This window comes from Curvibacter gracilis ATCC BAA-807 (genome assembly GCF_000518645.1).
In the GTDB taxonomy this organism is placed as follows: Bacteria; Pseudomonadota; Gammaproteobacteria; order Burkholderiales; family Burkholderiaceae_C; genus Curvibacter; species Curvibacter gracilis.
In genome coordinates this window covers 1-23,867 of record NZ_JADZ01000014.1, presented here as the reverse complement: position 1 = coordinate 23,867, position 23,867 = coordinate 1, and the positions used below count along the sequence as shown (strand labels likewise).

Annotated in this window: 24 protein-coding genes and 1 tRNA gene; 12 read left to right on the top strand and 13 right to left on the bottom strand. The window is 65.9% G+C overall.

The window, feature by feature from the left end; translation table 11 throughout:
* Positions 1-7 precede the first annotated feature (7 nt).
* The 5 genes from L880_RS36150 to L880_RS0112170 form a co-directional block, all read right to left on the bottom strand.
* Positions 8-118 (bottom strand): cytochrome oxidase small assembly protein, encoded by a 111-nt coding sequence (locus L880_RS36150; RefSeq protein WP_211245312.1) that lies wholly within the window; start codon positions 116-118, stop codon positions 8-10.
* A 25-nt stretch (positions 119-143) separates the two neighbouring features.
* A complete protein-coding gene (gene ctaD, locus L880_RS0112185; RefSeq protein WP_027475913.1) occupies positions 144-1,763 on the bottom strand; it encodes a cytochrome c oxidase subunit I in 1,620 nt (539 codons plus the stop codon).
* A gap of 38 nt (positions 1,764-1,801) precedes the next feature.
* Positions 1,802-2,971 (bottom strand): cytochrome c oxidase subunit II, encoded by a 1,170-nt coding sequence (coxB, locus tag L880_RS0112180; protein ID WP_027475912.1) that lies wholly within the window; start codon positions 2,969-2,971, stop codon positions 1,802-1,804.
* 67 nt (positions 2,972-3,038) lie between these two features.
* Positions 3,039-3,515: a DUF2244 domain-containing protein gene (locus tag L880_RS0112175; RefSeq protein WP_027475911.1), complete on the bottom strand. Its 477-nt coding sequence runs from the start codon at positions 3,513-3,515 to the stop codon at positions 3,039-3,041.
* Positions 3,516-3,608: 93 nt separating this feature from the next.
* Positions 3,609-4,523, bottom strand: a complete 915-nt coding sequence (locus tag L880_RS0112170) for a methyltransferase domain-containing protein (protein WP_027475910.1) — start codon at positions 4,521-4,523, stop codon at positions 3,609-3,611.
* Between the two features lie 66 nt (positions 4,524-4,589).
* Here L880_RS0112170 and L880_RS0112165 point away from each other — a divergent pair, with 66 nt between their 5' ends.
* Both L880_RS0112165 and trmL read left to right on the top strand, forming a co-directional pair.
* Positions 4,590-5,288, top strand: coding sequence for a ComF family protein (locus L880_RS0112165; RefSeq protein WP_245615117.1), 699 nt, complete (start codon positions 4,590-4,592; stop codon positions 5,286-5,288).
* Between the two features lie 47 nt (positions 5,289-5,335).
* A complete protein-coding gene (gene trmL, locus L880_RS0112160) occupies positions 5,336-5,827 on the top strand; it encodes a tRNA (uridine(34)/cytosine(34)/5-carboxymethylaminomethyluridine(34)-2'-O)-methyltransferase TrmL (protein WP_027475908.1) in 492 nt (163 codons plus the stop codon).
* Between the two features lie 16 nt (positions 5,828-5,843).
* Here the strand turns inward: trmL and L880_RS0112155 are convergent, their stop codons facing one another.
* Both L880_RS0112155 and L880_RS0112150 read right to left on the bottom strand, forming a co-directional pair.
* On the bottom strand, positions 5,844-6,299 hold the full coding sequence (locus tag L880_RS0112155; RefSeq protein ID WP_019574047.1) for a MaoC family dehydratase: 456 nt from the start codon (positions 6,297-6,299) through the stop codon (positions 5,844-5,846).
* Positions 6,300-6,364: 65 nt separating this feature from the next.
* Positions 6,365-6,994 carry a ParA family protein gene (locus L880_RS0112150; RefSeq protein ID WP_027475907.1) on the bottom strand — a complete coding sequence of 210 codons (630 nt, stop codon included), beginning with the start codon at positions 6,992-6,994 and terminating at the stop codon, positions 6,365-6,367.
* Between the two features lie 100 nt (positions 6,995-7,094).
* On the opposite strand from L880_RS0112150, the gene L880_RS0112145 reads away from it, so the two are divergent.
* Complete coding sequence (locus L880_RS0112145; RefSeq protein WP_027475906.1) at positions 7,095-7,736, top strand: trimeric intracellular cation channel family protein; 642 nt, start codon at positions 7,095-7,097, stop codon at positions 7,734-7,736.
* A 51-nt stretch (positions 7,737-7,787) separates the two neighbouring features.
* Here the strand turns inward: L880_RS0112145 and pcaF are convergent, their stop codons facing one another.
* The 3 genes from pcaF to L880_RS0112130 are packed head-to-tail and all read right to left on the bottom strand — an operon-like array spanning position 7,788 to position 10,426.
* Positions 7,788-8,990: a 3-oxoadipyl-CoA thiolase gene (gene pcaF / locus L880_RS0112140; protein WP_027475905.1), complete on the bottom strand. Its 1,203-nt coding sequence runs from the start codon at positions 8,988-8,990 to the stop codon at positions 7,788-7,790.
* 57 nt (positions 8,991-9,047) lie between these two features.
* Positions 9,048-9,695 carry a 3-oxoacid CoA-transferase subunit B gene (locus L880_RS0112135; protein WP_027475904.1) on the bottom strand — a complete coding sequence of 216 codons (648 nt, stop codon included), beginning with the start codon at positions 9,693-9,695 and terminating at the stop codon, positions 9,048-9,050.
* A 14-nt stretch (positions 9,696-9,709) separates the two neighbouring features.
* The gene (locus L880_RS0112130) at positions 9,710-10,426 is read right to left on the bottom strand and encodes a 3-oxoacid CoA-transferase subunit A (RefSeq protein ID WP_027475903.1); all 717 of its coding nucleotides are present in this window, start codon (positions 10,424-10,426) and stop codon (positions 9,710-9,712) included.
* A 207-nt stretch (positions 10,427-10,633) separates the two neighbouring features.
* On the opposite strand from L880_RS0112130, the gene L880_RS0112125 reads away from it, so the two are divergent.
* Both L880_RS0112125 and L880_RS0112120 read left to right on the top strand, forming a co-directional pair.
* Positions 10,634-11,431 carry an IclR family transcriptional regulator domain-containing protein gene (locus L880_RS0112125; protein ID WP_027475902.1) on the top strand — a complete coding sequence of 266 codons (798 nt, stop codon included), beginning with the start codon at positions 10,634-10,636 and terminating at the stop codon, positions 11,429-11,431.
* A gap of 66 nt (positions 11,432-11,497) precedes the next feature.
* Entirely contained in the window at positions 11,498-11,932 is a 435-nt protein-coding gene (locus tag L880_RS0112120; protein WP_027475901.1) for a DUF1841 family protein, read from the top strand.
* Positions 11,933-12,045: 113 nt separating this feature from the next.
* Here L880_RS0112120 and L880_RS0112115 read toward each other — a convergent pair whose 3' ends face one another.
* Positions 12,046-12,711: a c-type cytochrome gene (locus L880_RS0112115; protein ID WP_019574055.1), complete on the bottom strand. Its 666-nt coding sequence runs from the start codon at positions 12,709-12,711 to the stop codon at positions 12,046-12,048.
* Between the two features lie 112 nt (positions 12,712-12,823).
* On the opposite strand from L880_RS0112115, the gene L880_RS0112110 reads away from it, so the two are divergent.
* The 6 genes from L880_RS0112110 (at position 12,824) to L880_RS0112085 (ending at position 21,859) form a co-directional block, all read left to right on the top strand.
* A complete protein-coding gene (locus tag L880_RS0112110) occupies positions 12,824-13,666 on the top strand; it encodes an AAA family ATPase (RefSeq protein WP_019574056.1) in 843 nt (280 codons plus the stop codon).
* A gap of 61 nt (positions 13,667-13,727) precedes the next feature.
* Positions 13,728-14,363 (top strand): GNAT family N-acetyltransferase, encoded by a 636-nt coding sequence (locus L880_RS0112105; RefSeq protein ID WP_027475900.1) that lies wholly within the window; start codon positions 13,728-13,730, stop codon positions 14,361-14,363.
* A 28-nt stretch (positions 14,364-14,391) separates the two neighbouring features.
* Positions 14,392-15,582: a vWA domain-containing protein gene (locus L880_RS0112100; RefSeq protein ID WP_027475899.1), complete on the top strand. Its 1,191-nt coding sequence runs from the start codon at positions 14,392-14,394 to the stop codon at positions 15,580-15,582.
* Positions 15,583-15,634: 52 nt separating this feature from the next.
* Entirely contained in the window at positions 15,635-17,530 is a 1,896-nt protein-coding gene (locus tag L880_RS0112095) for an autotransporter assembly complex protein TamA (protein WP_027475898.1), read from the top strand.
* Positions 17,531-17,538: 8 nt separating this feature from the next.
* Complete coding sequence (locus L880_RS0112090) at positions 17,539-21,723, top strand: translocation/assembly module TamB domain-containing protein (RefSeq protein ID WP_157462832.1); 4,185 nt, start codon at positions 17,539-17,541, stop codon at positions 21,721-21,723.
* Between the two features lie 61 nt (positions 21,724-21,784).
* Positions 21,785-21,859, top strand: a tRNA-Arg gene (locus L880_RS0112085).
* A gap of 48 nt (positions 21,860-21,907) precedes the next feature.
* On the opposite strand, the gene L880_RS0112080 is transcribed toward L880_RS0112085, so the two are convergent.
* A complete protein-coding gene (locus tag L880_RS0112080; RefSeq protein WP_084461261.1) occupies positions 21,908-22,132 on the bottom strand; it encodes a transposase in 225 nt (74 codons plus the stop codon).
* A gap of 68 nt (positions 22,133-22,200) precedes the next feature.
* Positions 22,201-22,521 (bottom strand): hypothetical protein, encoded by a 321-nt coding sequence (locus tag L880_RS35615; RefSeq protein WP_157462830.1) that lies wholly within the window; start codon positions 22,519-22,521, stop codon positions 22,201-22,203.
* A 120-nt stretch (positions 22,522-22,641) separates the two neighbouring features.
* On the opposite strand from L880_RS35615, the gene L880_RS0112065 reads away from it, so the two are divergent.
* Positions 22,642-23,828, top strand: a protein-coding gene (locus tag L880_RS0112065; protein ID WP_425389181.1) for an IS3 family transposase whose coding sequence is annotated in 2 segments (ribosomal slippage) — positions 22,642-22,897 and positions 22,897-23,828 — 1,188 coding nt in all. Because the reading frame shifts where the segments join, the coding sequence is not laid out codon by codon here.
* The last annotated feature ends 39 nt before the right edge of the window (positions 23,829-23,867 follow it).

Genomic DNA, 23,867 nt, shown 5'->3' with positions numbered 1-23,867 from the left:
AGTCCGTTCAGTGCGAGAGCAAGACCATCTTGGCCATGAACCCGATGAAGAACACCGCGGCCACAGAAGCCAGGATCAGGCCCAGGCGCAGGTTGTTCTTCTTTTGTTCGGGGGTCATGGTGCGGGTCAGTCAGTGAATATGCTCAACCGATCACGCGCGAAGCGGTGGCATCGAGCTTGGGCGGGTTTTCAAAGGTGTGGAACGGCGCCGGCGAGGGCACTTCCCACTCCAGGCCTTCTGCGGCTTCCCAGGGCTTTTGCGGGGCCTTGTCGCCCTTGCCCAGCATCACCGGCAGCACGATGAACACAAAGAAGTACACCTGGGCCAGACCGAAGGCAAAGGCACCGACCGAAGCCACGGCATTGAAGTCGGCGAACTGCATCGGGTAGTCGGCGTAGCGACGGGGCATGCCAGCCAAGCCCAGGAAGTGCATCGGGAAGAAGGTGACGTTGAACGCGATCAGCGACCACCAGAAGTGGATCTTGCCGCGGGTCTCGTTGTACATGAAACCGGTCCACTTGGGCGACCAGTAGTAAAAGCCTGCAAACAGCGCGAACAGCGAACCGGCCACCAGCACGTAGTGGAAGTGGGCCACCACGTAGTAGGTGTCTTGCAGTTGGATGTCGATCGGCGCCATGGCCAGCATCAGGCCGGTGAAACCGCCCATGGTGAACACGAAGATGAAGCCCACCGAGAACAGCATCGGGGTCTCGAAGGTCATCGAACCCTGCCACATGGTCGCGATCCAGTTGAAGATCTTCACGGCGGTGGGCACGGCGATCAGCATGGTGGCGTACATGAAGAACAGCTGGCCGGTCACCGGCATGCCGGTGGTGAACATGTGGTGGGCCCACACGATGAAGGACAGGATGGCGATCGACGAGGTGGCGTACACCATCGAGGCATAACCGAACAGCTTCTTGCGGGCAAAGGCCGGCACGATCTGGCTGATGATGCCGAAGGCCGGCAAGATCATGATGTACACCTCGGGGTGGCCGAAGAACCAGAAGATGTGCTGGTACATCACCGGGTCACCGCCGCCAGCCGGGTTGAAGAAGCTGGTGCCGAAGTGGCGGTCGGTCAGGGTCATGGTGATGGCGCCGGCCAGCACGGGCATCACGGCGATCAGCAGGTAGGCCGTGATCAGCCAGGTCCAGGCGAACATCGGCATCTTCATCAGGGTCATGCCGGGGGCGCGCATGTTCAGCACCGTCACGATGATGTTGATCGAGCCCATGATCGACGACGCACCCAGGATGTGCATGGCAAAGATGCCGGCGTCCATCGAGGGGCCCATCTGCAGGGTGAGCGGGGCGTACAGCGTCCAGCCGGCAGCAGGCGCACCACCGGGCATGAAGAACGAGCCGGCCAGCATCAGGGCGGCCGGGATCATCAGCCAGAAGCTGAAGTTGTTCATGCGGGCAAAGGCCATGTCGGAGGCGCCGATCTGCAACGGCAGCATCCAGTTGGCGAAGCCCACGAAGGCCGGCATGATCGCGCCGAACACCATGATCAGACCGTGCATGGTGGTGAGCTGGTTGAACAGCTCGGGGTTCATCAGCTGCAGGCCGGGCTGGAACAGCTCAGCGCGGATGCCCAGGGCCAGCACACCGCCGATCATCAGCATGGTGAAGCTGAACAGCAGGTACAGGGTGCCGATGTCCTTGTGGTTGGTCGCAAAAACCCAGCGCCGCCAGCCGGCCGGGGCGCCATGGCTGTGATCGTCGTGCGCATGATCGTGGTGGTCGAGAACTGCACTCATGATGTTTCCTTGTCTTAATCTGGAGGGGCGACGTCGGATTACTTGCCGCGCAGTGCGAGCACTTCAGCAGGCTGCACCAGCTGACCCGTCTTGTTGGACCAATTGTTCTTGGTGTAGGTCACCACAGCGGCGATGTCGGTGTCCGACAGCTGCTTCCAGGAAGGCATGGCACCGTTGTTCTGGCCATTCAGAAGGACTGTGATCTGGCGTGCGTGGTCGGCGTCGAGCACCACGGCCGCGCCGTCGAGCGGCTTGATCGGGCCTGCGCCCTTGCCGTTGGGCTGGTGGCAGGCTGCACAGTTCGAGGCATAGACCTTTTCACCCCGCTTGAGGATGTCGTCCAGCGTCCAGACCTTGCTCGGGTCATCGGCCTTGGCGGCAGCCTTTTTCTTCTCGGCTTCCACCCACTGGGAGTACTCGGCGGCGGCCAGCACCTTCACGTGGATGGGCATGTAGGCGTGCTCTTTGCCGCACAGTTCGGCGCACTGGCCGTAGTAGTCGCCGGCCTTCTCGGCACGGAACCAGGTGTCGCGCACAAAGCCGGGGATGGCGTCTTGCTTGATGCCGAAGGCCGGCACCATGAAGGCGTGGATCACGTCGTTGGCCGTGGTGATGATGCGCACCTTCTTGCCCACCGGCACCACCAGCGGGTTGTCGACCTTGAGCAGGTAGTTGTCGGGGATGTCACCCTTGGCGCCGTTGTTGGACATGGCGCGCTGCGTGGCGTCCAGGGTGGAGATATAGGACAGGCCCTCGCCTTCGCCCTTGAGGTAGTCGTAACCCCATTTCCACTGGTAGCCGGTGGCCTTGATGGTCAGGTCGGCATTGGAGGTGTCTTTCATGGCCACCACCACCTTGGTGGCAGGCAGGGCCATGCCGATCACGATCAAGAAGGGAACGATGGTCCAGATGATTTCAACCGTGGTCGACTCGTGGAAGGTGGCGGGCTTGTAGCCGACCGATTTGCGGTGCTTCCAGATCGAATAGAACATCACGCTGAACACGGCCACGAAGATGACCACGCAGATGATCAGCATCATCCAGTGCAGGAAATGCTGCTCTTCGGCGATCCGGGTCACCGGAGGGGCCAGATTGAGCTGTCGTACGGCCGGGCCGCCGGGCAGGTCATTGACCGCATGAGCGGCGGTGCCGATCAGGGCGCCAGCGGTCAGCAGCAGCGAAGCCAACTTGTTGGAAATGCTCTTCATCGTGTTCACTTCTTCATTGCCTCTATGTAATTGACGCCACCGTGCCAGCGAACCGCGGCGCCGAAGGTCACAAGGTTCGCAAAGCCCTTCGAATCTCACTGGCCAGCACCGGACGCAATTCGGGGCGCACAAAGCGCCCCACTTCGACCGTCCGCCCCTGGCCGGACACCTCAATCAGGGAACGGTGCCCGCCCTTGGGCTCCACCCTCACCCAGTCGGACTTGAACTCTGTCCGAACCAGGCGCCCTGCCTGCTCCAACTCCACCAGCAAACGCCCCTCTTTGAGGAGGATGCGTTCGCCGTCGGTGGCATGACGTGCGAACACCATGAACGCTACACCAACCACCAGCAGTTCGATGCCCGTGAAAACCATCACCAGCTTCGCTCCCAGGTGCCAGCACAGCCCCGCAATCACCGTCGAGACCAGACAGATCGAGCCGTAGAACCAGGCCAGTTGCACCGGTGTGACGGAACAATTGCGGCGCAGTCGCCAGTCGACCTCCCCGCCCGAGGTGCGAGCAAAACGAAATGCCAGATCTGACATGCGTCAAGCCCCCGATGAAACGGTTGCACGGGAAAATGCCCTGAGAAAACCCGGGCCAAGTTTACCCGAGAGACCAGCAGGGTTTGATAATTCTCAAACAGGCGGCAAATTCTTTTTGCCCTGGCGCAACACTGTCTTCATTTGCTCCAATGAGACAGCACTTTCGGGCGCCAATCGGATGCGTGGCGCCGGCTTGAAAGCATGGCCGTAGATGATTTCAAAGGTCAGGCTCAAGCGGCCCGGCGCGGGCTCGGTGAGGGCCGCATGGGTCTGCAAGCGGCGCTTCAATTCGGCCAGCCAGGTGCGACCGCGGCAGGCCGAAAAACGCCCCGGATTCAGGTTGCGACCCAGCTCGCGCAACTCCTGCAGCAGTCGCTCAGGCGACTCGTAACTGAGCACGATGCGCTCCATGTCCATGACCGGTTCGGCAAATCCGGCCTCGACCAGCATGTCGCCCCAGTCATGCATGTCGGTGAATGCCGGCCCGGGCTCGGGCCAGCCCGCGTCGGCGTACAGGGCGCGCAGCTCTTTCAAGGTGTCGGGGCCTAGGCAGGAGAACATCAGAAAGCCCCCCACCTCCAGCGACTCATGCCAGGCATCCATCAAGGCCCGGGGTTGGTCACTGAGGTGCAGGGCCATGTTGGACCAGACCATCTGCACCCCACCCGGCGCCGGCAAGCCCAGATGCGACGAGGGCCCCACCCATCGGGCCGGCTGCCACCAGGCAGGTTCATGCCTTTGTCGGGCCTGGGCCTGATCGATGGCGAAGGGTTCATGCACGTGGCAGGCGGCCTTGGGGTAGCGCGCCAGCAGGCGCTGGTGCGCCTCCAACCCGCCACGGGCGGGCGCCCAGTCCAGCCAGGCCTTGGGCTGCAGCACGATCCATTGCAGGCGCTCCTCCATCCGCCGGGCCACCTCCTCATGCAACCAGGGGGAGGCCTGGCTGGCGACACGGCCCCAGCGCTGCACGGCTGAGGGGGCGATGGTGGGGGGTGACGGGTGGTTCATGCGGGCTCTCGACAATGCGCCCGCGAGTATATTGAGTCCATGCTTGTGCGGCTTTTAGAGGCGGCGATGACCCGCATTCCGAGTCAGTGCGCGGTGTGCCGGGCCTGGCCCGCACAACGGGTGTGCGAAGAATGCGTGCGGCGCTTTGCGCGCCCGGTGCCGCGCTGCCGCCGCTGCGCCATCCATGTGCTGTCGGGCCAGCCGATTTGCGGCCCCTGCCTGCTGCACCCGCCCACCCTGTCCAGTTGCCACGCGGCGCTGGACTATGCCTTTCCGTGGTCGGCCTGCATCGCCGATTTCAAGTTCCACGACGACCCCTCCTGGGCGGGCATGCTGGGCCAGTTGATGATGCAGGCCCCCGGCGTGGCCGAAGCGTTGCAGCAGGCCGACTGGATCCTGCCCATTCCGCTGTCCCGCCACCGGCTGCGCGAGCGTGGCTACAACCAGGCGGCCCTGCTGGCCCGGCAATTGAGCCAGGAGACCCAGGACACCCGGAATCGCTTGCAGCTCGATCTGCTCTGGCGACTGCAGGACACCCCTGCACAGGCCAGCCTCACGCGCGCCCAACGCCTGCGCAACCTTCGCCACAGTTTTGCGCTCAACCCAGGCCAGGCCCCGCTGCTGAAGAACCGTCGCGTGCTGCTGATCGACGATGTGATGACCACCGGCGCCACGCTGCACAGCGCGGCCCGGGTGCTGCGCCAGGCCGGCGGGGCACGTGAGGTGCATGCCTGCGTGCTGGCACGCACGCCTGCGCCCCGCTGAAGACCCGAGCCTGCGCCACGGCGCACCGGGGGCGCGACAATGGCGGGATGTTTCACATTGTTCTCGTTGAACCCGAAATCCCGCCCAACACGGGCAACGTCATCCGGCTGGCGGCCAACACGGGCTGCACCCTGCACCTGATCGAGCCGCTGGGCTTTTCGATGGAAGACCGCTACATGCGGCGCGCCGGGCTGGATTACCACGAGTACGCCGAGCTGCGCCGGCATGCCAGCTGGGAGGCTTTTCTGGCCCAGGAGCAACCCGCCCGGGACCGCATGTTTGCCCTGACCACCCGCGGCTCACGCCCGGCCTTCGAGCTGAGCTTTCAACCCGGCGACTGGCTGGTGTTCGGCGCCGAGACCCGTGGCCTGGCCCCGGAGTTGCGCGAGCAGTTTCCGCTGGCGCAGCGCCTGCGTCTGCCGATGCGACCGGATCAACGCAGCCTGAATCTGTCGAATGCCGTGGCCGTGACCGTGTTCGAGGCTTGGCGGCAGAACGGCTTCGGGGGCGCCCAGGCCGCGCCCAACCCGGCAGCCTGAATGCGGCCCCGAGGGATCAGGGGTATTGGCGCGCCAGCGACTCGGCCACGCACACCGGCTTGCTGCCGCCTTCGCGCTCGACCGTCACCTCCCAGGCAAACTGGTAGCCCTGGTTGTCGATCGGAGAGGCCTCCAGCAGACGCAGACGGGCCCGCAGGCGGCTGCCCACCGGCACAGGCGCCGGGAAGCGAACCTTGTTGAGCCCGTAGTTGACGCCCATGCGGGCCTCGGTCACGGCCAGCGTCTCGCCAAAGAAGCGGGGCAGCAAGGACAGGGTCAGAAAACCGTGGGCAATCGGGCCACCGAAAGGCCCCTGCTTGGCCCGCTCGACATCGATGTGAATCCACTGATGGTCGCCCGTGGCTTCTGCAAACTGATTGACCTGCTCCTGGGTGATGGTCACCCAATCGCTGATGGCTACTTCCTGGCCTACGCAAGCGGCCAGGTCGGAAAGGGTCTGGAAGGTTTTCATGCGAGCACTTTAGCGGCGGCCCTGGGCCGCCCTTGTCGGCCAGGCGACAACCCAGCGCAGAGGGGTCAGGCCTCGCGGTTCAACCATTCGCACAGGGTCTGCCACTGGTCCAGGTCCTTGGCCACGCGGCCGGGCGCCACATCGAACACGCCCAGCCCGTTGGCAGCCAGATGGATGTAGTTCTGGGTATCGCGCAGGGTGGCCAGCACGGGCAGGCCCAGGCGGTCCACGAACTCATGCAGGCGCTCGGCCGCAATGGTGCGTTCATCCACCCGCATGCCCACGATGCCGATCTCCACCCGTTGCGCCCGCTTCATGTCGGCCAGCTGGTTCAGGAAATCCTGCGTGGCGTACATGTCGAAGATGCTGGGCTGCAGCGGCACGATCACCTTGTCGGCCAGGCGGATGACCTCTTTGAGGCGCCCGCCATGCAGGCCGGCCGGCGTGTCGAGCACCGCATGCTGCACGCCCTTGGGGGGCCGAGAGAGTTCCTTGTCCTCATCTTTGACGTCCCAGACCGAGATCGGCGCGGCAGCCGCCGGCCTGAGGCTGAGCCACAGGCGTGACGACTGCTGGCGATCAATGTCCCCCAGGGCCACCGACTGGCCCCGACTGGCCAGGTAGGAAGCCACCTGGGTGCTGAGAGTGGACTTGCCCACTCCTCCTTTGGGATTGGCGACGACAACCACCGTCATTTCGGTCTCCAAGACTTGGGTATGCGGCGCATGTTAGCCGCTGGCGATGACAGCGGCCAGCCCCAGCCACCCCTGATGGGCCGGTGCACAATGCCCGGCCATGAACACCGTCTCATTTTGGGAGCCCTGGCTGCGGCATGTGCTGGAACTGGCGGCCACCCTGGCCTTTGCCCTGTCCGGCGTGCTGGAAGGCGCCCGCAAGAAGCTCGACCCGGTGGGGGTGTGCGTGGTGGCCTTTCTGGCCGCATTCGGCGGCGGCACGCTGCGCGACCTGCTGCTGGACCAGCGCCCGTTTTTCTGGGTGCGGCACGTGGGCTATGTGTGGGGCATCCTGGGCCTGAGCCTGGCGGCACTGCTGCTGTTGAAGCGGCGCCACTTCGAGCCCACCGAACGTGCCATCCAACTCCCAGATGCCATCGGCCTGGGCTTGTTCACCGGGGTGGGGGTGGACATGGCCAATGACCTGGGCATGCCGGGGCTGATCTCGGTGATGATGGGCGTGATCACGGGCGTCTTCGGCGGGGTGCTTCGCGACATCGTGTGCAACGAGATCCCCAAGGCCTTTCATGACCACCGCCCCTACGCGGTGTGCGCCTTTGCCGGCGGCTGGCTTTACCTGGGGCTGGTACAGGCCCAGGTGCCCGAGTCACCGGCCCTGATGCTGTGCGCGTTTTGCACGGCCGGCTTCAGGGGCCTGGCGCTCTGGCGCGACTGGCAACTGCCGGGCTGGCGGCGGCTCTGAGCCTGCCGACCCAGCCCGCGCCACCCCGCCCCGAAATGACCTGAGCGCGCCTTACACGCGTTCCAGGATCACGGCGATGCCCTGCCCCACACCAATGCACATTGTGCACAGCGCGTAGCGGCCACCGCTGCGGTGCAGCTGGTTGATCGCCGTGGTGGCCAGGCGCGCCCCGCTGGCGCCCAGCGGGTGGCCCAGCGCAATCGCGCCACCGTTCGGGTTGACGCGGGGATCGTCGTCTTGCAGGCCCAATTGGCGCAGCACCGCCAGGCCTTGCGCCGCAAAGGCTTCGTTCAGCTCGATGACATCGAGCTGCGCCAGGCTCAGACCGGTGAGGGCCAACACCTTCTGGGTGGCCGGCGCCGGGCCGATGCCCATGATGCGCGGCGCCACCCCGGCCGTGGCCATGCCCACCACGCGGGCGCGCGGGGTCAGGCCATGTTGCGCGGCGCTGCGCTCGTCGGCCAGCAGCAGCGCACAGGCGCCATCGTTGACGCCGCTGGCGTTGCCAGCGGTCACGGTGCCATCGGGGCGCACCACGCCCTTGAGCTTGGCCAGGGCTTCCAGGCTGGTGGCACGGGGGTGCTCATCCTGGCTCACCACCACCGCATCGCCCTTTTTCTGGGGAATGGTCACCGGCACGATCTCGGCATCGAACACGCCGGCCTTCTGCGCCGCCACCGCCTTCATCTGGCTGGCCAGGGCCATGCGGTCCTGGGCCTCGCGCTCGATGCCGAAATCGGTGGCCACGTTCTCGGCCGTCTCAGGCATCGAATCGACCCCGTACTGGGCTTTCATGAGCTTGTTGATGAAGCGCCAGCCGATGGTGGTGTCGTACACCGCGTTGGCACGGCTGAAGGCGCTTTCGGCCTTGGGCATCACAAACGGTGCCCGGCTCATGCTTTCCACCCCACCGGCGATCATCAGCCGCGCTTCGCCCGACTTGATGGCGCGCGCTGCGGTGCCGATGGCGTCCAGCCCCGAGCCGCACAGGCGGTTGACGGTGGCGCCCGGCACCTCGATGGGCAGACCCGCCAGCAGGCTGGCCATGTGGGCCACGTTGCGGTTGTCTTCGCCGGCCTGGTTGGCGCAGCCATAGATCACGTCGGTCACGGCCGCCCAGTCGACGCCGGGGTTGCGCTCCATCAAGGCCCTGAGCGGGATGGCGCCCAGGTCGTCGGTGCGCACGCTGGACAGCGCGCCGCCGTAGCGGCCGAAGGGCGTGCGGATGGCGTCGCAGATAAAGGCTTGTGTCATGGTTTTCTGGTCTCCGGGGTTGAAATTCTGGGGTTTCGGGGCCGTTGGGCGGCGGGCTCAATCGAGCAAGGGCAGGCCGATCAGTTCTTGCAGCGCCTCGCGGCCCAGGCCATCGACGGCGTCGATCAGGCGCAGGCCCTGGGGGGTGCATTCGAGGGTGGCCAGGTCGGTGTAGATGCGCTTCACGCAGGCCAGGCCGGTCAGGGGGTAGGTGCACTGCGCCACCACCTTGCTCTGGCCCGATTTGCTGAGCAGATCCATCATCACCCAGGTCTGCTTGGCACCGATGGCCAGGTCCATGGCACCGCCCACGGCGGGGATGGCCCCCGGTTCGCCGGTGCTCCAATTGGCCAGGTCGCCGGTGGCCGAGACCTGGAAGGCGCCGAGCACGCAGATGTCGAGGTGGCCGCCGCGCATCATGGCGAAGCTGTCGGCATGGTGGAAGAAGGCGCCGCCGGGCAGCAGCGTGACCGGCTGCTTGCCGGCATTGATGAGGTCGTAGTCCTCCTGCCCTGGCGCCGGCGCCGGGCCCATGCCCAGGATGCCGTTCTCGCTTTGCAGGATCACCTCGCGGCCTGGAGGAATGTGGTTGGCCACGCGGGTGGGCATGCCGATGCCCAGGTTGACGTAGGCGCCGTCGTGGATGTCGGCGGCCACACGGCGCGCCAGTTCGTCTTTGCTGCGGGGCTGGTAGGTGGTGGTCATGGCTGGTTCTCCGCTCAGGCCGCTGTTTTGAATCCGCCGGCCGTGGTGACGCGGCGGGGCACGGGCACCACCTGGTGCACGTGGATGCCCGGGGTCACGATGGCCTCGGGGTCGAGTTGGCCCAACTCGACCACCTCATGCACTGTGGCAACCGTACAACGGGCGGCAGTGGCCATCACGGGGCCGAAATTGCGCGCCGCCTGCCGGTAGGTGAGGTTGCCCCAGCGATCGCCGCGCTCGGCCTGGATCAGCGCCACATCGCCATGGATGGGGTATTCCAGCACGTGACCACGGCCGTTGATGACCCGGGTCTCCTTGGGGCTGCCATCCGGGTTCAGGGCCAGTTCGGTACCAAAACCGGTCGGGGTGTAGAAGGCCCCGATGCCCGCCCCCGCTGCGCGCAAGCGCTCGGCCAGATTGCCCTGGGGCACCAACTCCAGCTCGATGCGGCCCTGGCGGTAAAGGCCATCGAACACCTGGGAGTCGGCCTGGCGTGGAAAGCTGCAGATGATCTTGCGCACCCGTCCGGCCTGCAGCAAGGCCGCCAGGCCGGTGTCGCCATTGCCCGCGTTGTTGTTGACCACGGTGAGATCACGCGCCCCCTGGTCGATCAGGCCTTCGATCAATTCAAGGGGAATGCCGGCAGTGCCAAAGCCGCCGATCAGCACGGTGGCACCGTCCTGCACCCCCTGCAAAGCCTCTGCCACTGACGAGGCGATCTTGTCAATCATGATTTAAATATCTCCAAACGGTAGTGGCATAGACAGGCCCAAACGGCATACCCTAGCGGCCAGACGGACAAAATCATCAGATGTGAGCACCCATGACCGAAAAATTTCACACCAATCGGCTCATGGATGACAACTGGGATGTAAATTGTTCACAATAAGAACATTGGTTCGTAGAATGAATTTTAGGAGATTGACAACACCATGGCAATGACAGCTGACAACGAGAAAGCCGCCCCACGCCCTGGCGACAGCTATGTGCAGTCTTTTGCGCGAGGGCTGGAAGTCATCCGGACCTTCAGTTCGGCGGCCCCCCACCAGACCCTGACCGAAGTCGCCGGCCGCAGCGGGCTCACCCGCGCCGGCGCCCGGCGCATCCTGCTGACGCTGCAAACCCTGGGTTATGTCGAGACGGACGGGCGCCAGTTCCGCCTCACGCCACGCATCCTGGACCTGGGCTTCGCCTACCTGTCGTCCATGCCGATCTGGAACCTGGCCGAGCCCGTGATGGAGGGACTGGTCGAGCGGGTTAAAGAGTCGTGCTCGGCCGCCGTGCTCGAGGGCACCGACATCATGTATGTGCTGCGGGTACCCACGCACAAGATCATGCGCATCAACCTGGGCGTGGGCAGCCGCCTGCCGGCCTACTGCACCTCGATGGGCCGCATTCTGCTGGGCAGCCTGCCCGACGAGGAGGTGGAGCGCCGCCTGGCGAGCGCGACGCTCGAAGCCCGCACACAACACACCTTGACGCGCGTCGAAGACGTACTGGCCAGGGTTCGCCAGGCGCGTGACCAGGGCTGGTGCCTGGTCGACCAGGAGCTGGAAGAAGGCCTGATCTCGATGGCCGCCCCGGTGGTGAACCGCAACGGCCGGGTGATCGCCGCCCTCAACATCAGCGGCCAGGCCAACCGCAGCAACGCCTTCGACATGCAGAACCGCATGCTGCCCCATCTGCTGCAGGCAGCCCAGTCGATCTCGCGCATGGTGGGCACGCCGCGCACCTGACACCGGAGATGGAGCCCGGCCCCCAGCGGGCGTGGGGGCATCGCCCGGGGTGATACGCTTGGGCGCATGTTCAACCCCTCTCAAGACGACGTCCGTCGCTTCTTCTGCTCGGTCTATGCCAAGTCCCGCCAAGGCTTGGCCATGGAGGCCATCGAAACCCTGGCCGGTCAGTGGATCGATGAGCACCCCGAATACCACGCCGACCTGGCCGATGCCGACGCGGCCGTGGCCCGCGTGTACGACAGCCAGAAAGGCGAGACCAACCCCTTTCTGCACCTCTCGATGCACCTGTCAATCAGCGAGCAATGCAGCATCGACCAGCCGCGCGGCATCCGCCAGGCGGTCGAGTTGCTGACCGCACGCCGCGACTCCCTGCACGGCGCCCACCACGAAACCATGGAGTTCCTGGGCCGCATGCTGTGGGAAAGCCAGCGCAGCGGCCGCCCGCCCGATGGGCATGCCTACATCGACAGCGTGCAACGCGCCGCAACACGCGACTGAGCCCCAACCAACAAACCTGCGGGTCTTCAGACCTGACCCAGGCAAAAAAAAGCCGCTGACGATTCAGCGGCTTTTTGTTTTCAGAACCAGGGCGCGAAACGCCCAAGGCTGGATCAGCGGAAGCGCGACTCAGGCACGGTCTTCAGGTCGCCGTCGAGCGTGCTCACATACGAGGCCAGGGCCTTGAGTTCGGCGTGCGAGAACTGCTTGGCCACGCCCCCCATCACGGCGTTGTTGCGGCCCATCACCGGGCTGTTGCTCATCTGGTAGGACTTGAGCGCCACATACAGGTAGTCGCTGTATTGGCCTGCGATCTTGGGGTACGAGGGGTCGATGGGCTTGGCGAAGTTGGCGCCGTGGCAGGACACGCAAGCGCCCTTGTTCAGCAGGGCGGCCACCTGGGCGTTGGGCTCGCGGCTGGGCTTGTCGGGCAGCGTGGCGCCTTCGACACGGCCCAGTTGGGCGTAGTAGGCCGAGATCTCGGCGATGTCTTGCTCGCTCAGCGAGTCGGCGATGCCGCGCATGGTCGGGTGCTTGCGGTCGCCCTTCTTGTAGGCGGTCAAGGCAGCGGCGATGTACTTCTCGCCCTGGCCGGCAATGCGCGGCACCTTGTAGACCTCGGGGAAGGTCGCCTGGTAGCGATCAATCCCATGGCAACCGATGCACATCGCCACCTTGGCGTTGACATCTGCTTTGACCTCCTGAGCGTGGACGGTCGACGAAAAAGCGGTCACGGAAGCGACAGCAAGGGCAAATACCGTTGTCAACATCTTGTTCATTTTGCGAGCACAATCAAATGGATGATTGGGTACCGAGGGGATTGAGAAAAATCAACGATTGATTATATCGAGCCCCGCTTCTGCAACACATCTGTTAAGCGAACACTTGTCCATGAAATTCCAAGGCTCACAAAATTACGTCGCCACTCAAGACCTGATGCTCGCCGTGAATGCGGCCATCACCCTCAAGCGGCCCTTGCTGGTCAAGGGCGAGCCCGGTACCGGCAAGACCATGCTGGCCGAGGAAGTGGCCGAAGCGCTGGGCCTGCCACTGTTGCAATGGCACATCAAATCAACCACCAAGGCCCAGCAAGGCCTGTACGAATACGACGCGGTCAGTCGCCTGCGTGACTCGCAACTCGGCGACGAGCGCGTCAAGGACATCGAGAACTACATCGTCAAGGGCGTGCTGTGGCAAGCCTTCACGGCCGAGCAGCCGGTGGCCCTGCTGATCGACGAAATCGACAAGGCCGACATCGAGTTTCCCAACGACCTGTTGCGCGAACTCGACCGCATGGAGTTCTACTGCTACGAGACCCGTGAACTGATCAAGGCCAAGAACCGCCCGCTGGTGTTCATCACCTCGAACAACGAAAAGGAACTGCCCGACGCCTTCCTGCGCCGCTGCTTCTTCCACTACATCAAGTTCCCCGACGCCGACACGATGAAGAAGATCGTCGACGTGCACTTCCCCACGCTCAAGGCCGAGCTGCTGGCAGCGGCCATGAAGACCTTCTACGACGTGCGCAACCTGCCGGGCCTCAAGAAGAAGCCCAGCACCTCCGAGCTGCTCGACTGGCTCAAGCTGCTGGTGGCCGAAGACATCCCGCTCGAGGCCCTGCAAAGCGCCGACGCCAAGGTCAGTGTGCCGCCGCTGGTGGGCGCCCTGCTGAAGAACGAGCAGGACGTGACCCTGTTCGAAAAGCTGGTCTTCATGAACCAGCGCAACCGCTGAACCCTCCCGAGCTGCCCGCCCTGCCCCCGCAGTGCGGCGCCCGCATGGCCCCGGAGAAACCATGTCTTTTGTCGAACCCGTCACCCTGCGCCTGAACGGTGTGCGCCTGGAGCCCCTGAGCCTGGCCCATGAGGCCGGCCTGGCCGCCGCCGCCGCCGATGGCGAGCTGTGGAACATCCGCGTCACCTCGGTGCCCGAGCCCGGCCAGACCCGCGCCTACATCGAGACCGCGCTGCAGATGCGCGAAGCCGGCAACCGCTTCGCCTTTGCCGTGATCGAGGAGGCCAGCGGCCAGTTGATCGGCACCAGCAGCTACCACGACATCGTGCCGGCCATCCGCCGCGTCGAGATCGGCTACACCTGGTACGCCCGACGGGTGCAGCGCACCCACGTCAACACCACGGCCAAGTACCTGCTGATGAGCCATGCCTTCGACACCCTGGGCTGTGCCCTGGTGGGCTGGCGCACCGACAACTTCAACCACGCCTCGCAAAAGGCCATAGAGCGCCTGGGCGCGCGCAAGGACGGCGTGCTGCGCCACCACGCGCTGCGCCGTGACGGCACGGTGCGCGACACCGTGATGTACAGCATGAGCGCCGGCGAATGGCCCGAGGCCAAGGCCCAGCTGCTGTACCTGCTGAAGCAGCGCTACCCGCAAACACCCCCACCGCCTGCGGTGGTCCACGGCGGCAAGTGAGCTGCCGTGCCCTGACCTGGAGCCGTCCATGCTGATCGACTTCTTCTACACGCTGCGCAGCGCCAAACTCCCTGTTTCGGTGAAAGAGTTCCTCACCCTGCTGGAGGCCTTGCAGGCCCACGTGGTGGGCCCCGAATCGGACGATGCCTGGAAAATCGACGACTTCTACTACCTGTCGCGCCTCACCCTGGTCAAGGACGAAAAGCATTACGACAAGTTCGACCGCGCCTTTGCCGCCTACTTCAAAGGCGTCGAGATGCTGACCGACTTCACCAAAGACGTTCCCCTCGAGTGGCTGCGCAAGAACCTGGAGCTGGAGCTCAGCCCCGAAGACAAGGCCAAGATCGAAAAGATGGGCTGGGATGAGCTCATGGAAACGCTCAAAAAGCGCTTCGAAGAGCAGAAGGAACGCCACGAAGGCGGCAGCAAGTGGATCGGCACCGGCGGCACCAGCCCCTTTGGCGCCAATGGCTACAACCCCCAGGGCATCCGCATCGGCCAGGAAAAAAGCCGCAACAAGAGCGCCGTCAAGGTGTGGGACCAGCGCGCCTACAAAGACTACGACGACACCCAGGAGCTGGGCACACGCAACATCAAGGTGGCCCTGCGCCGCCTGCGCAAGTTTGCCCGTGAAGGTTCGGCCGAAGAGCTCGACCTGCCCGATACCATCCGCTCTACCGCCGCCAACGCGGGCTGGCTCGACATCAAAATGGTGCCAGAACGTCACAACAACGTGAAAGTGTTGCTGCTGATGGACGTCGGCGGCACCATGGACGAGCACATCGCCCGCGTCGAGGAGATGTTCTCGGCGGCCAAGGCCGAGTTCAAGCACCTTGAGTTCTACTACTTCCACAACTGCGTGTACGACTACATGTGGAAGAACAACAAGCGCCGCTTCTCCGAGAAGTTCGCCACCTGGGACATCCTGCGCAAGTACAACAAGGACTACAAGCTGATCTTCATCGGCGACGCCACCATGAGCCCGTATGAAATCCTGCAGCCGGGCGGCAGCGTTGAGTACAACAACGAAGAGCCCGGCGCCGAGTGGCTGCAGCGGCTGACCAACACCTTCCCACGCTTTGCCTGGATCAACCCCGAGCCCCAGGGCGTGTGGCAATACCGCCAGAGCATCGCGGTGATCCAGCAGCTGATGAACCAGCGCATGTACCCCTTGACACTCAAAGGCCTAGAAGACGCGATGCGCATGCTGTCAAAATAGGCGCATGTTCTGGTACAGGCGAGGCAGGCCGGCTTTCAAGCCGGCCTTTTTGATGGGGTGGACGTGCGCGGTGCTGGTGCTGTTGCTGGCCACCCTGGGACGACCCGCGCGTGCCGAAGGCGATGCCCAGCCCCCGACGACCTCCGCTGCAGGCGCTTCCACAAGCGCCTCCGGCACCGCAGCCCCTCCGGCCTTCCACCTCGAAGTGCATGCCCCCGAGCCCCTGCGTGACACCTTGCTGCGCCACCTGGAGTTGCAACAGTACCGCGGCCTGCAAGACCTGGACCGCGACGAACTCGACCGCCTGCTGGTCAGCGCCCAGGACAACGCCCGCAACCTGCTGGCCACCCAGGGCTATTTCGCAGCCGAGGTGAAGATCTCGGTCCAGGAGCCGGCGGCCAGCCCCACGGCCGGCGGCCCACCCGCATCCGACGCCCCTGTGGCCCAGCACACGCCCTGGGAGGTGCTGATCGAAGTCACCCCCGGCGAGCCGGTGCGCGTGAGCGCCTTCCAACTGCAACTCAGCGGCGACGTGGCCCACAACCCCGAGCTGGAGGCCGTGCAGCGCAGCCTCACCGAGACCTGGGGCCTGCGCCCCGGCAGCATCTTCACCCAGGCCGGCTGGGACAGTGCCAAGACCGAAGCCCTGCGCCGCCTCACCGCCACTCGCTACCCCACCGGCCACCTGGTCGACAGCCAGGCCCGCATCGACCCTGACACGCAGCAGGCCGAGCTCAGCCTCACCCTCGACTCGGGCCCCGACTTCCGCTTTGGCGAGGTGCTGGTCGAAGGCACCCAGCACCACAGCGCCGAGCTGGTGCGCCGCCTGGCCCAGATCCCCACCGGCAGCACCTACACCCAGGCCGACCTGCTCAAGGCCCAGCAGCGCGTGGCCGACAGCGGCTACTTCGACTCCGTATTCATGTCGCTCGACACCAGCGGTGATCCGCAGGCCGCGCCGGTGCGCGTGCAGGTGCGCGAAGCCAAGCTGCACAAGCTGGTGCTGGGCGTGGGCGCCAGCACCGACAGCGGCGGGCGCCTGTCGGCCGAATTCACCCAGCGCAAGCTGCCCTGGCTGGACTGGAAGGCCCTGTCCAAGCTCTCGCTGGACCGCGACACCAAAACCCTGAGCAGCGAACTCACCAGCCAGCCGGACAAAGACAACTGGCGCTGGGTCACCTCGGGCCAGTTGCAGCGCCAGACCGGCAGCACCGCCCCCGTCAACAGCCTGACCCTGCGCACCGGGCGGGCCAAGACCGACGAGCACTACGACCGCAATTTCTACCTGCAGTACGACCACACCCTGACGCAAAGCAGCCCGGCCGAGAGCGCCTCCAGCGTGTCGGCCAACTATGCGTGGACGCAGCGCAACTTCAACAACATCCCCTTTCCCACCCGCGGCTACGGCCTGGCCGTTGAAGTGGGCCCGGGCCTGACCCTGGGCAGCCAGCGCTCGCCTTTCCTGCGCAGCCGCGCGCGGGTGCTGGGCTTCATCCCCTTCAACGAAAGCGCCTACCCGAGCGCGGCCCAGGCGCCGCGCCTGGCCTGGCGTGCCGAAGGCGGCGCCGTGGGGGCCCGCAGCAGCGTGGTGCTGCCCAGCACCCAGCTGTTCCTGACCGGGGGCGACACCACGGTGCGCGGCTACGGCTACCGCGAGATCGGCGTGGTGCAAGCCGACGGCAGCCTGGAGCCTGGCCGCTACCTGGCCGTGGGCAGCCTGGAGTGGCAAAAGCCCATCGTGCGCAATGGCCGCGCCACCGAATTCGAAAGCACCGTGTTCATCGACGCCGGCGCCGTGGCCAACGAGGCCAGCAAGCTGCGCGCCAAGGTGGGCGTGGGGGTGGGCGCACGCTGGCGCAGCCCGGTGGGCCCGCTGGAGGTCGACCTGGCCTGGGGCGCTGCCACCCGCCGCCTGCGCCTGCACTTGGCCGTGGGCTTCACTTTCTGAAGGTCAGCATGAGCGCCCAGCCCCCCAACGGGTCCCACCCAACCCCAGATCCAGACCACTCAGCCCCGGGCCCGCGGCCCTGGGCACGCCGCCTGCGCGTGGCCGCCCTGTGCACAGCAGGCCTGCTGGGGCTGCCCCTGGCCGGGGGTGCTGTCGCCTGGGTCTGGAGCGGCAGCGAAGGCTCGCTGGCCACCACGCTGAACCTGCTGCCGCGCTGGCTGCCCGCCGACCGGCAACTTCAGTTCAGCGGCGTCAGCGGCACCTTGCGCGAAGGGGGGCAGATCGCCGAGCTCCAATGGGCCCAGCCCGGCACCCGGGCCACCCTCACCGGCCTGCACATCCGCTGGGACTGGCGCGCCCTGCTGAGCCGCCACCTGGCCCTGAGCGAACTCAGCGCCGAACGCCTGGAGCTGCGCGACAACGGCAAGGCCCCACCCAGCCCGCCGCTCACCGAGCTGACCCTGCCCCTCACCATCGACACCCCGCTGCAACTGGGCCAGATCCAGCTGCCCGACCAGGGTGGCCTGGTGCTGAGCCACATCGACGGCCACTACCACTACGACGGCGAACAGCACCACCTGCAGTGGTCCGAGCTGGCCGTGGCCGCCGGCCATTACAGCGGCCAGATCAGCCTGCAAGGCGCCGCCCCCATGGCCCTGCAGGCCCAGTTGGAGGGCGAGATCCCCACCGGCCTGGGCGCCCCGGCTCCGGCGCAACTGCTGGCCCGCGCCGGCCTGCAGGGCACGCTGTCGGGCCCCGCCGCAGAAATCGCCCTGGAAGCCGTTCTGGACCCCGATGAGGCCACCCTGCCCAGCGCCAGAACGGCGCCCACGGGCAAGGGCCGCTCGACACCGCCGGGCCAGGTTCCGAGCCAAGTGCAGGCGCAGATGCAAGCCCAGGTGCAGGCCCGCCTGCGCCCCTGGGCCGAGCAGGTGCTGCCCGAAGCCCAGGCCCACCTGCAGAGCATCGACCTCAGCCTGCTGTGGCCCCAGGCCCCGAGCACCGCCCTGTCGGGCACGGTCGACATCCACCCCGGCGACGGCAAGGCCCCCGCCTGGCAGGCCCGGCTGGCGCTGAGCAACGCCCTGCCCGGCCCCTGGGACCAGCAACGCCTGCCGCTGGAGCAGATCAGCGCCCGCCTGCAGCAGCAAGGCCGCGCCTGGGTGATCGACCCCGTGGAAGCCCGCGTGGGCGGCGGCACCCTGCGCCTGAAAGGCCGCTGGGAGGCCAACAGCGCCACCCCGTGGCTGGCCGAGGCCACGCTGCAAGGCGTCTCGCCCCAGCGCCTGCACAGCGCCGCCCCGCCCGCCCCGCTCAACGGCCACCTGGCCCTGCGCGCCCTGGGCGGCCAGAACGACGCCCTGGGCTTTGAGGTGGACCTCAGCCCCCAGGCCGGCAGCACGCCCGCCCGCAGCACGCCACGCGCCAGCCTGTCCTCCACGACTGCCGTGGCCCAGGCCCAGGCCGTGTCCTCCGGCAAGACCACCAAAGCCCGCCTCGGCGCCCCTGCCGCGGCAGCCAGCCCGCAGGCGCAAGCCCAGGCCCTGTGGAGCGCCCTGCAACTGCGCCTGGCGCACGCCCAGGGGCGCTGGCAGGGCGGCGAACTGCAGCTGGAGCAACTGCGGCTTGAACTGGCCGAAGCCCGGCTGGACGGCTCTTTGCAATGGCACACCCGCCAGCACCAGGGCCGGGCCGACCTGAAACTGCAAACCCCGGGCCTGAACGCCTCGCTGCAAGGCCACCTGGGCGCCGACCAGGGCCAGGGCCAATGGCAGGCCCAACTGGCCGATGCCGGGGCCCTGGGCCGCTGGCTGGCCCGCCTGCCCGGCCTGGGCGCTCAAACCGCCCTGCTGCCCCAGCAGGGGCAGGGCCAGTTCGACGGCCAATGGCAAGGCGGCTGGGGCGCCATGCTGGCCGCCTGGCAAGGCCAGCCCGCCCCCCGCCGCGGCCAGGCCCTGAGCCTGAGCACCCGGCTCGACCTGCCCCGCCTCGACTGGGCCGCCACCGATCAGCGCCCTGCCCTGGCCCTGCGCCAGCTGCAGCTGCGCCTGAAAGGCACCCTGCCGGGCAACAGCAACAGCAGCGCACCGGGCACCCCACCGGTCGAACTGAGCCTGAGCGGCGAAGCCCGCCAAGGCGCCCGCCAGGCCCGCCTGCAGCTCAGCGCCCATGCCGGGCCCAACACCGGCAACACACCAGGCAACACACCAAGCAACACGCCTTCCAGCTTCAACTGGGCCGCCCGCCTCGACGACCTCAGCCTGAACCTGCAAGACAGCGCCACCGCCCCGCCCTGGGGCCTGCGCCTGAGCGCGCCCGCCACCCTGAGCCTGAGCCACCAGGCCCAGGCCGACCTGACCGAACTGATGCTCGCCCCGGGCGAAGCCCGGCTCGCCCACGCCGGCGTGCCCGACCTCAGCCTGCGCTGGCAGAACAGCCGCTGGGCCCAGCAAAAGGGCCAGGCCCGCTGGCAGACCAGCGGCCAGGTGCAAGACCTGTCGCTGCCCTGGATCGAGCAACTCATGGCCCTGGCCCAGGGTGCCAGCAGCGCCAGCCTGGGCATCTCGGGCGACCTGCTGCTGAACGCTGACTGGAGCGCCAGCGCCGACCCCGGCCTGAAAGCCCAGCTGCGCCTGAGCCGCCAACGCGGCGACCTGCGCCTGCAGGCCGACGACCTGCCCCAGGGTGTGCAGGCCACCGAGGCCCAGCGCAGCGCCGGCGCCCGCGTGGCCGAGGCCACGCTGAGCCTGGACGACGGCGCCCTGAGCGCCGCCGTGCAATGGGACAGCGAACGCGCCGGCCAGTTGCAGGCCCGTTTTGGCACCCGCCTCAGCAAGGGCCCGCAAGGCCTGAGCTGGCCCCCCGACACCCCCGTGACCGGCTCGCTGAACGCCCAGTTGCCCAAGCTGGGCGTGTGGTCGGTGCTGGCCCCGCCGGGCTGGCGCATGCGCGGCACGCTCGACGCCCGGGCCACCCTCCAGGGCACGCTGCAAAAGCCCGAATGGCAAGGCGAGATCCGCGCCAGCGACCTGGCCCTGCGCTCGGTGGTCGAAGGCGTGGAGCTGCGCGACGGCAAGCTGCGCGCCGTGCTCAGCGGCCACCAGATCGACATCGCCGAATTCACCCTGCGCGGCGCCCCGGGCGCCGGGGGCGACGGCGGCAGCCTGAGCGCCCAGGGCAGTGCCCAATGGAACGGCCAGCAACTGCTGCTGCAGCTGCAGACCCGCGCCAACCGCCTGCGCGTGTCCAGCCGCGCCGACCGCCGCCTGGCCCTGTCGGGCGAGCTGAACACCCGCCTGGAGCAAGGCCAGCTCAAGGTGAGCGGCGATCTCAAGGCCGACCAGGCCCTGTTCATCCTGCCCGACGAAACCGCCCCCAGCCTGGGCGCCGACGTGCTGGTGCAGCCCGGCAGCCATGGTGCCGGCCAGGCCGCCAGCAAGACCTCGGCAGCGGCGCCCCAGCCCCCCAGCGCCCTGCCTGCCGCCGACGTGCAGGTCAGCCTCGACCTGGGCAACGACTTCCGCGTGCAGGGCCGCGGCCTCAACACCCGGCTGCGCGGCGCCTTGAAGCTGCGCCTGGCCCCAGGCAGCACCGAGCCCCAGATCAACGGCGAACTGCGCACCGACCAGGGCACCTACAAGGCCTACGGCCAGCAGCTCAACATCGAAACCGGCGTGCTGCGCTTCAGCGGCGCCTACGACAACCCCTCGCTCGACATCCTGGCCATCCGCCCCAACCTCTCCACCCGCGTGGGCGTGCAGATCAGCGGCACCGTGCTGTCCCCCCGCGTGCGCCTGTTCTCCGAGCCCGAAATGGCCGACGCCGACAAACTGGCCTGGCTGGTGCTGGGCCGCGCCGCTGCCAACGGCGCCGCCGAATCGGCCCTGCTGCAACAGGCCGCCCTGGCCCTGCTGGGCGGCGGCCGAGGCCTGTCAGACGGCCTGGCCCAATCCCTGGGCCTGGACGAGGTCTCGTTCAGCGGCGTGAAAAACACCGACACCGGCGTCACCAGCGCCGCCCTCACCCTGGGCAAACGCCTGTCCAAAGACTTCTACGTGTCGTACGAACGCAGCCTGGCCGGCACCATGGGCACCTTCTACATCTTCTACGACCTCACCCGCCGCTTCACCCTGCGCGCCCAGACCGGCGAAAAAAGCGCCGTCGACCTGATCTTCACGCTGAGCTACGACTGAGCCCCAAGCTGCCCGTTGCCCGAATCCGCCCCCCGCAGGCCCTACAATCCCCGGCGGTCCACTCCTCGTAGTTCAATGGATAGAACGAGTGCCTCCTAAGCGCTAGATACAGGTTCGATTCCTGTCGAGGGGACCATTGATGAATCCGGACGAGTGCAGGCTCCTCCGGATTTTTTTTGCTTCTTCACGCATTTCCGGGCAATGCTGCTTTGATCTCGAGGGGGAAGCACTCAACGCCACGGTTGCCCTGTGCCGTGCGCTTGATGACCTTGGTGCGCTTGTTGATCCCTTCGAGTTGGCTCGTGTGCATGGGCCATCGCAACCGCGCCAGAATGACCGACCAGTATTTGCGCAGCCGCTTGGCAAACCATTGCAAGCACTCGATGCCGCTTTGCGCGCAGTGCGCCAGCCACTGCTCCCAGGGTCGTCACCACTTGGGGGCCACGGAAGTGCAAAGAGATGCACCTATCGGACGGCTCATTGGCTGAGTTTGATCGTCACCGCACCGAGTTGCAGGTCAGGCCAACGTTTGGGCACGCGTTTCAACTCTTCGGCGTCCATGTTTCGCGTCCATTCCGCCAGGGTGCGGGGGCCATCATGCAGGTACCCAAGCGCTTTCCATTCGGTTGAATCGTGCACGTAGGCTTTCGCGGTCACCCCATTGTCATGCTCCCAAAGCAGAACAACTTCCGAATGACCATCCCCGTCAAGGTCTACCGTCCAAAGCGCACAGCGATCTGGGTTGACCAGGCAGGATCGCTCATCCCAATCGGAATTGTCTCTTGCAAGCCATCGCATGAAATCTTCATCAGGTTTCGTGCCCGGTGGCAATAGCGATGAGGTTGCCCTCGAATTTCGGAGTTCATAGCTCAGCCCGGAGAATGCCGGGAAAGGACAGAAGAGATGAACGCTGGAGTGATGAGCAGAGCCAAGTACACCTTGGAGTTCAAGCAAGAAGCTGTCAGGCAAGTCAAGGCCGGACGACCAGCCTCCGTGGTGGCAAAGACCTTGGGCATGCCCAGCGCTAGCTTGACCAACTGGGTTCGGGCAGACGCAAAGGGGCAGCTTGGGGTATCGGCAGATGGCAAGCCCGCAGCAGTGGTGAGCCCTGAACAGGCAGAGATTGCCCGACTGAAGGCAGAAGTTGCACGCCTGAAGATGGAGCGAGATATTGCAAAAAAAGCGGCGGCGTACTTTGCACAGGATGTGCTGCAAAGTACGCCTGGATTCAATCGATGAGGCAACGCTGGCCGATCACGCTGATGTGCGAGGTCCTGCAAGTCAGCCCCAGTGGATATTTCAGTTGGGACCGGGCTGGCAAGAGTGGCCACGATGGGCCCACGCGGTTTCACAGCGACGAGGCTGTGCTCGCCCATATGCGAGCCATCCATGCCGAGGTCAAGGGTGAATATGGCTGGCCACGCATGCACAAGGAGCTGTCAGTCAGGGGCATCCGAGTCGGCAAAGACCGGGTACGCAAGCTGATGCAACAACACGGCATCCGAGCTAAGACGAAGCGCAAATTCGTGGTCACCACCGATAGCAGACACCGTTTGCCGGTGGCAGCCGATTTGGTCCAGCGACAGTTCACTCCACCAGCACCCAACCAACTGTGGAGCGGCGACATCACGTATATCGCCACGGACGAGGGGTGGCTGTACCTGGCAGCAGTGCTGGACCTGCACAGTCGTCAGGTGGTGGGCTGGAGCCTGCAAACGCACATGCAAACTAGCCTGGTCAAGGATGCGTTGCTGATGGCCTGTTGGCGTCGCCGACCTGCCAGGGGCCTGATCTTTCACAGCGATAGGGGCAGTCAATATTGCAGCGATGATTTCCAACGGACACTCAAGGGCCGGGGCATTGTCAGTTCAATGAGTCGCAAGGGGAATTGCTGGGATAACGCCCCTACCGAGAGCCTTTGGGGACATTTGAAAACAGCGTGTGTTCATGGTCAAAAATTCGCGACCAGAGCTCAAGCAAGGCAGGTGATTTTGGAATGGATCGGGTTCTACAACCATTCCCGACTACATTCGACATTGGGCTACATGAGCCCTATGCAGTACGAAAAACGCTGGTTGGCGGCGCAGCAAAAATCTGCCGCTTGAAGACCGGTTATGCACTCCGATTTTCAGGGGCAACCTCAC

Bases quoted from the DNA above. Each gene is read 5' to 3' on its own strand.
- L880_RS36150 (WP_211245312.1), bottom strand. From the start codon at position 118: ATGACCCCCGAACAAAAGAAGAACAACCTGCGCCTGGGCCTGATCCTG.
- ctaD (WP_027475913.1), bottom strand. From the start codon at position 1,763: ATGAGTGCAGTTCTCGACCACCACGATCATGCGCACGACGATCACAGC.
- coxB (WP_027475912.1), bottom strand. From the start codon at position 2,971: ATGAAGAGCATTTCCAACAAGTTGGCTTCGCTGCTGCTGACCGCTGGC.
- L880_RS0112175 (WP_027475911.1), bottom strand. From the start codon at position 3,515: ATGTCAGATCTGGCATTTCGTTTTGCTCGCACCTCGGGCGGGGAGGTC.
- L880_RS0112170 (WP_027475910.1), bottom strand. From the start codon at position 4,523: ATGAACCACCCGTCACCCCCCACCATCGCCCCCTCAGCCGTGCAGCGC.
- L880_RS0112165 (WP_245615117.1), top strand. From the start codon at position 4,590: ATGACCCGCATTCCGAGTCAGTGCGCGGTGTGCCGGGCCTGGCCCGCA.
- trmL (WP_027475908.1), top strand. From the start codon at position 5,336: ATGTTTCACATTGTTCTCGTTGAACCCGAAATCCCGCCCAACACGGGC.
- L880_RS0112155 (WP_019574047.1), bottom strand. From the start codon at position 6,299: ATGAAAACCTTCCAGACCCTTTCCGACCTGGCCGCTTGCGTAGGCCAG.
- L880_RS0112150 (WP_027475907.1), bottom strand. From the start codon at position 6,994: ATGACGGTGGTTGTCGTCGCCAATCCCAAAGGAGGAGTGGGCAAGTCC.
- L880_RS0112145 (WP_027475906.1), top strand. From the start codon at position 7,095: ATGAACACCGTCTCATTTTGGGAGCCCTGGCTGCGGCATGTGCTGGAA.
- pcaF (WP_027475905.1), bottom strand. From the start codon at position 8,990: ATGACACAAGCCTTTATCTGCGACGCCATCCGCACGCCCTTCGGCCGC.
- L880_RS0112135 (WP_027475904.1), bottom strand. From the start codon at position 9,695: ATGACCACCACCTACCAGCCCCGCAGCAAAGACGAACTGGCGCGCCGT.
- L880_RS0112130 (WP_027475903.1), bottom strand. From the start codon at position 10,426: ATGATTGACAAGATCGCCTCGTCAGTGGCAGAGGCTTTGCAGGGGGTG.
- L880_RS0112125 (WP_027475902.1), top strand. From the start codon at position 10,634: ATGACAGCTGACAACGAGAAAGCCGCCCCACGCCCTGGCGACAGCTAT.
- L880_RS0112120 (WP_027475901.1), top strand. From the start codon at position 11,498: ATGTTCAACCCCTCTCAAGACGACGTCCGTCGCTTCTTCTGCTCGGTC.
- L880_RS0112115 (WP_019574055.1), bottom strand. From the start codon at position 12,711: ATGAACAAGATGTTGACAACGGTATTTGCCCTTGCTGTCGCTTCCGTG.
- L880_RS0112110 (WP_019574056.1), top strand. From the start codon at position 12,824: ATGAAATTCCAAGGCTCACAAAATTACGTCGCCACTCAAGACCTGATG.
- L880_RS0112105 (WP_027475900.1), top strand. From the start codon at position 13,728: ATGTCTTTTGTCGAACCCGTCACCCTGCGCCTGAACGGTGTGCGCCTG.
- L880_RS0112100 (WP_027475899.1), top strand. From the start codon at position 14,392: ATGCTGATCGACTTCTTCTACACGCTGCGCAGCGCCAAACTCCCTGTT.
- L880_RS0112095 (WP_027475898.1), top strand. From the start codon at position 15,635: ATGGGGTGGACGTGCGCGGTGCTGGTGCTGTTGCTGGCCACCCTGGGA.
- L880_RS0112090 (WP_157462832.1), top strand. From the start codon at position 17,539: ATGAGCGCCCAGCCCCCCAACGGGTCCCACCCAACCCCAGATCCAGAC.
- L880_RS35615 (WP_157462830.1), bottom strand. From the start codon at position 22,521: ATGCGATGGCTTGCAAGAGACAATTCCGATTGGGATGAGCGATCCTGC.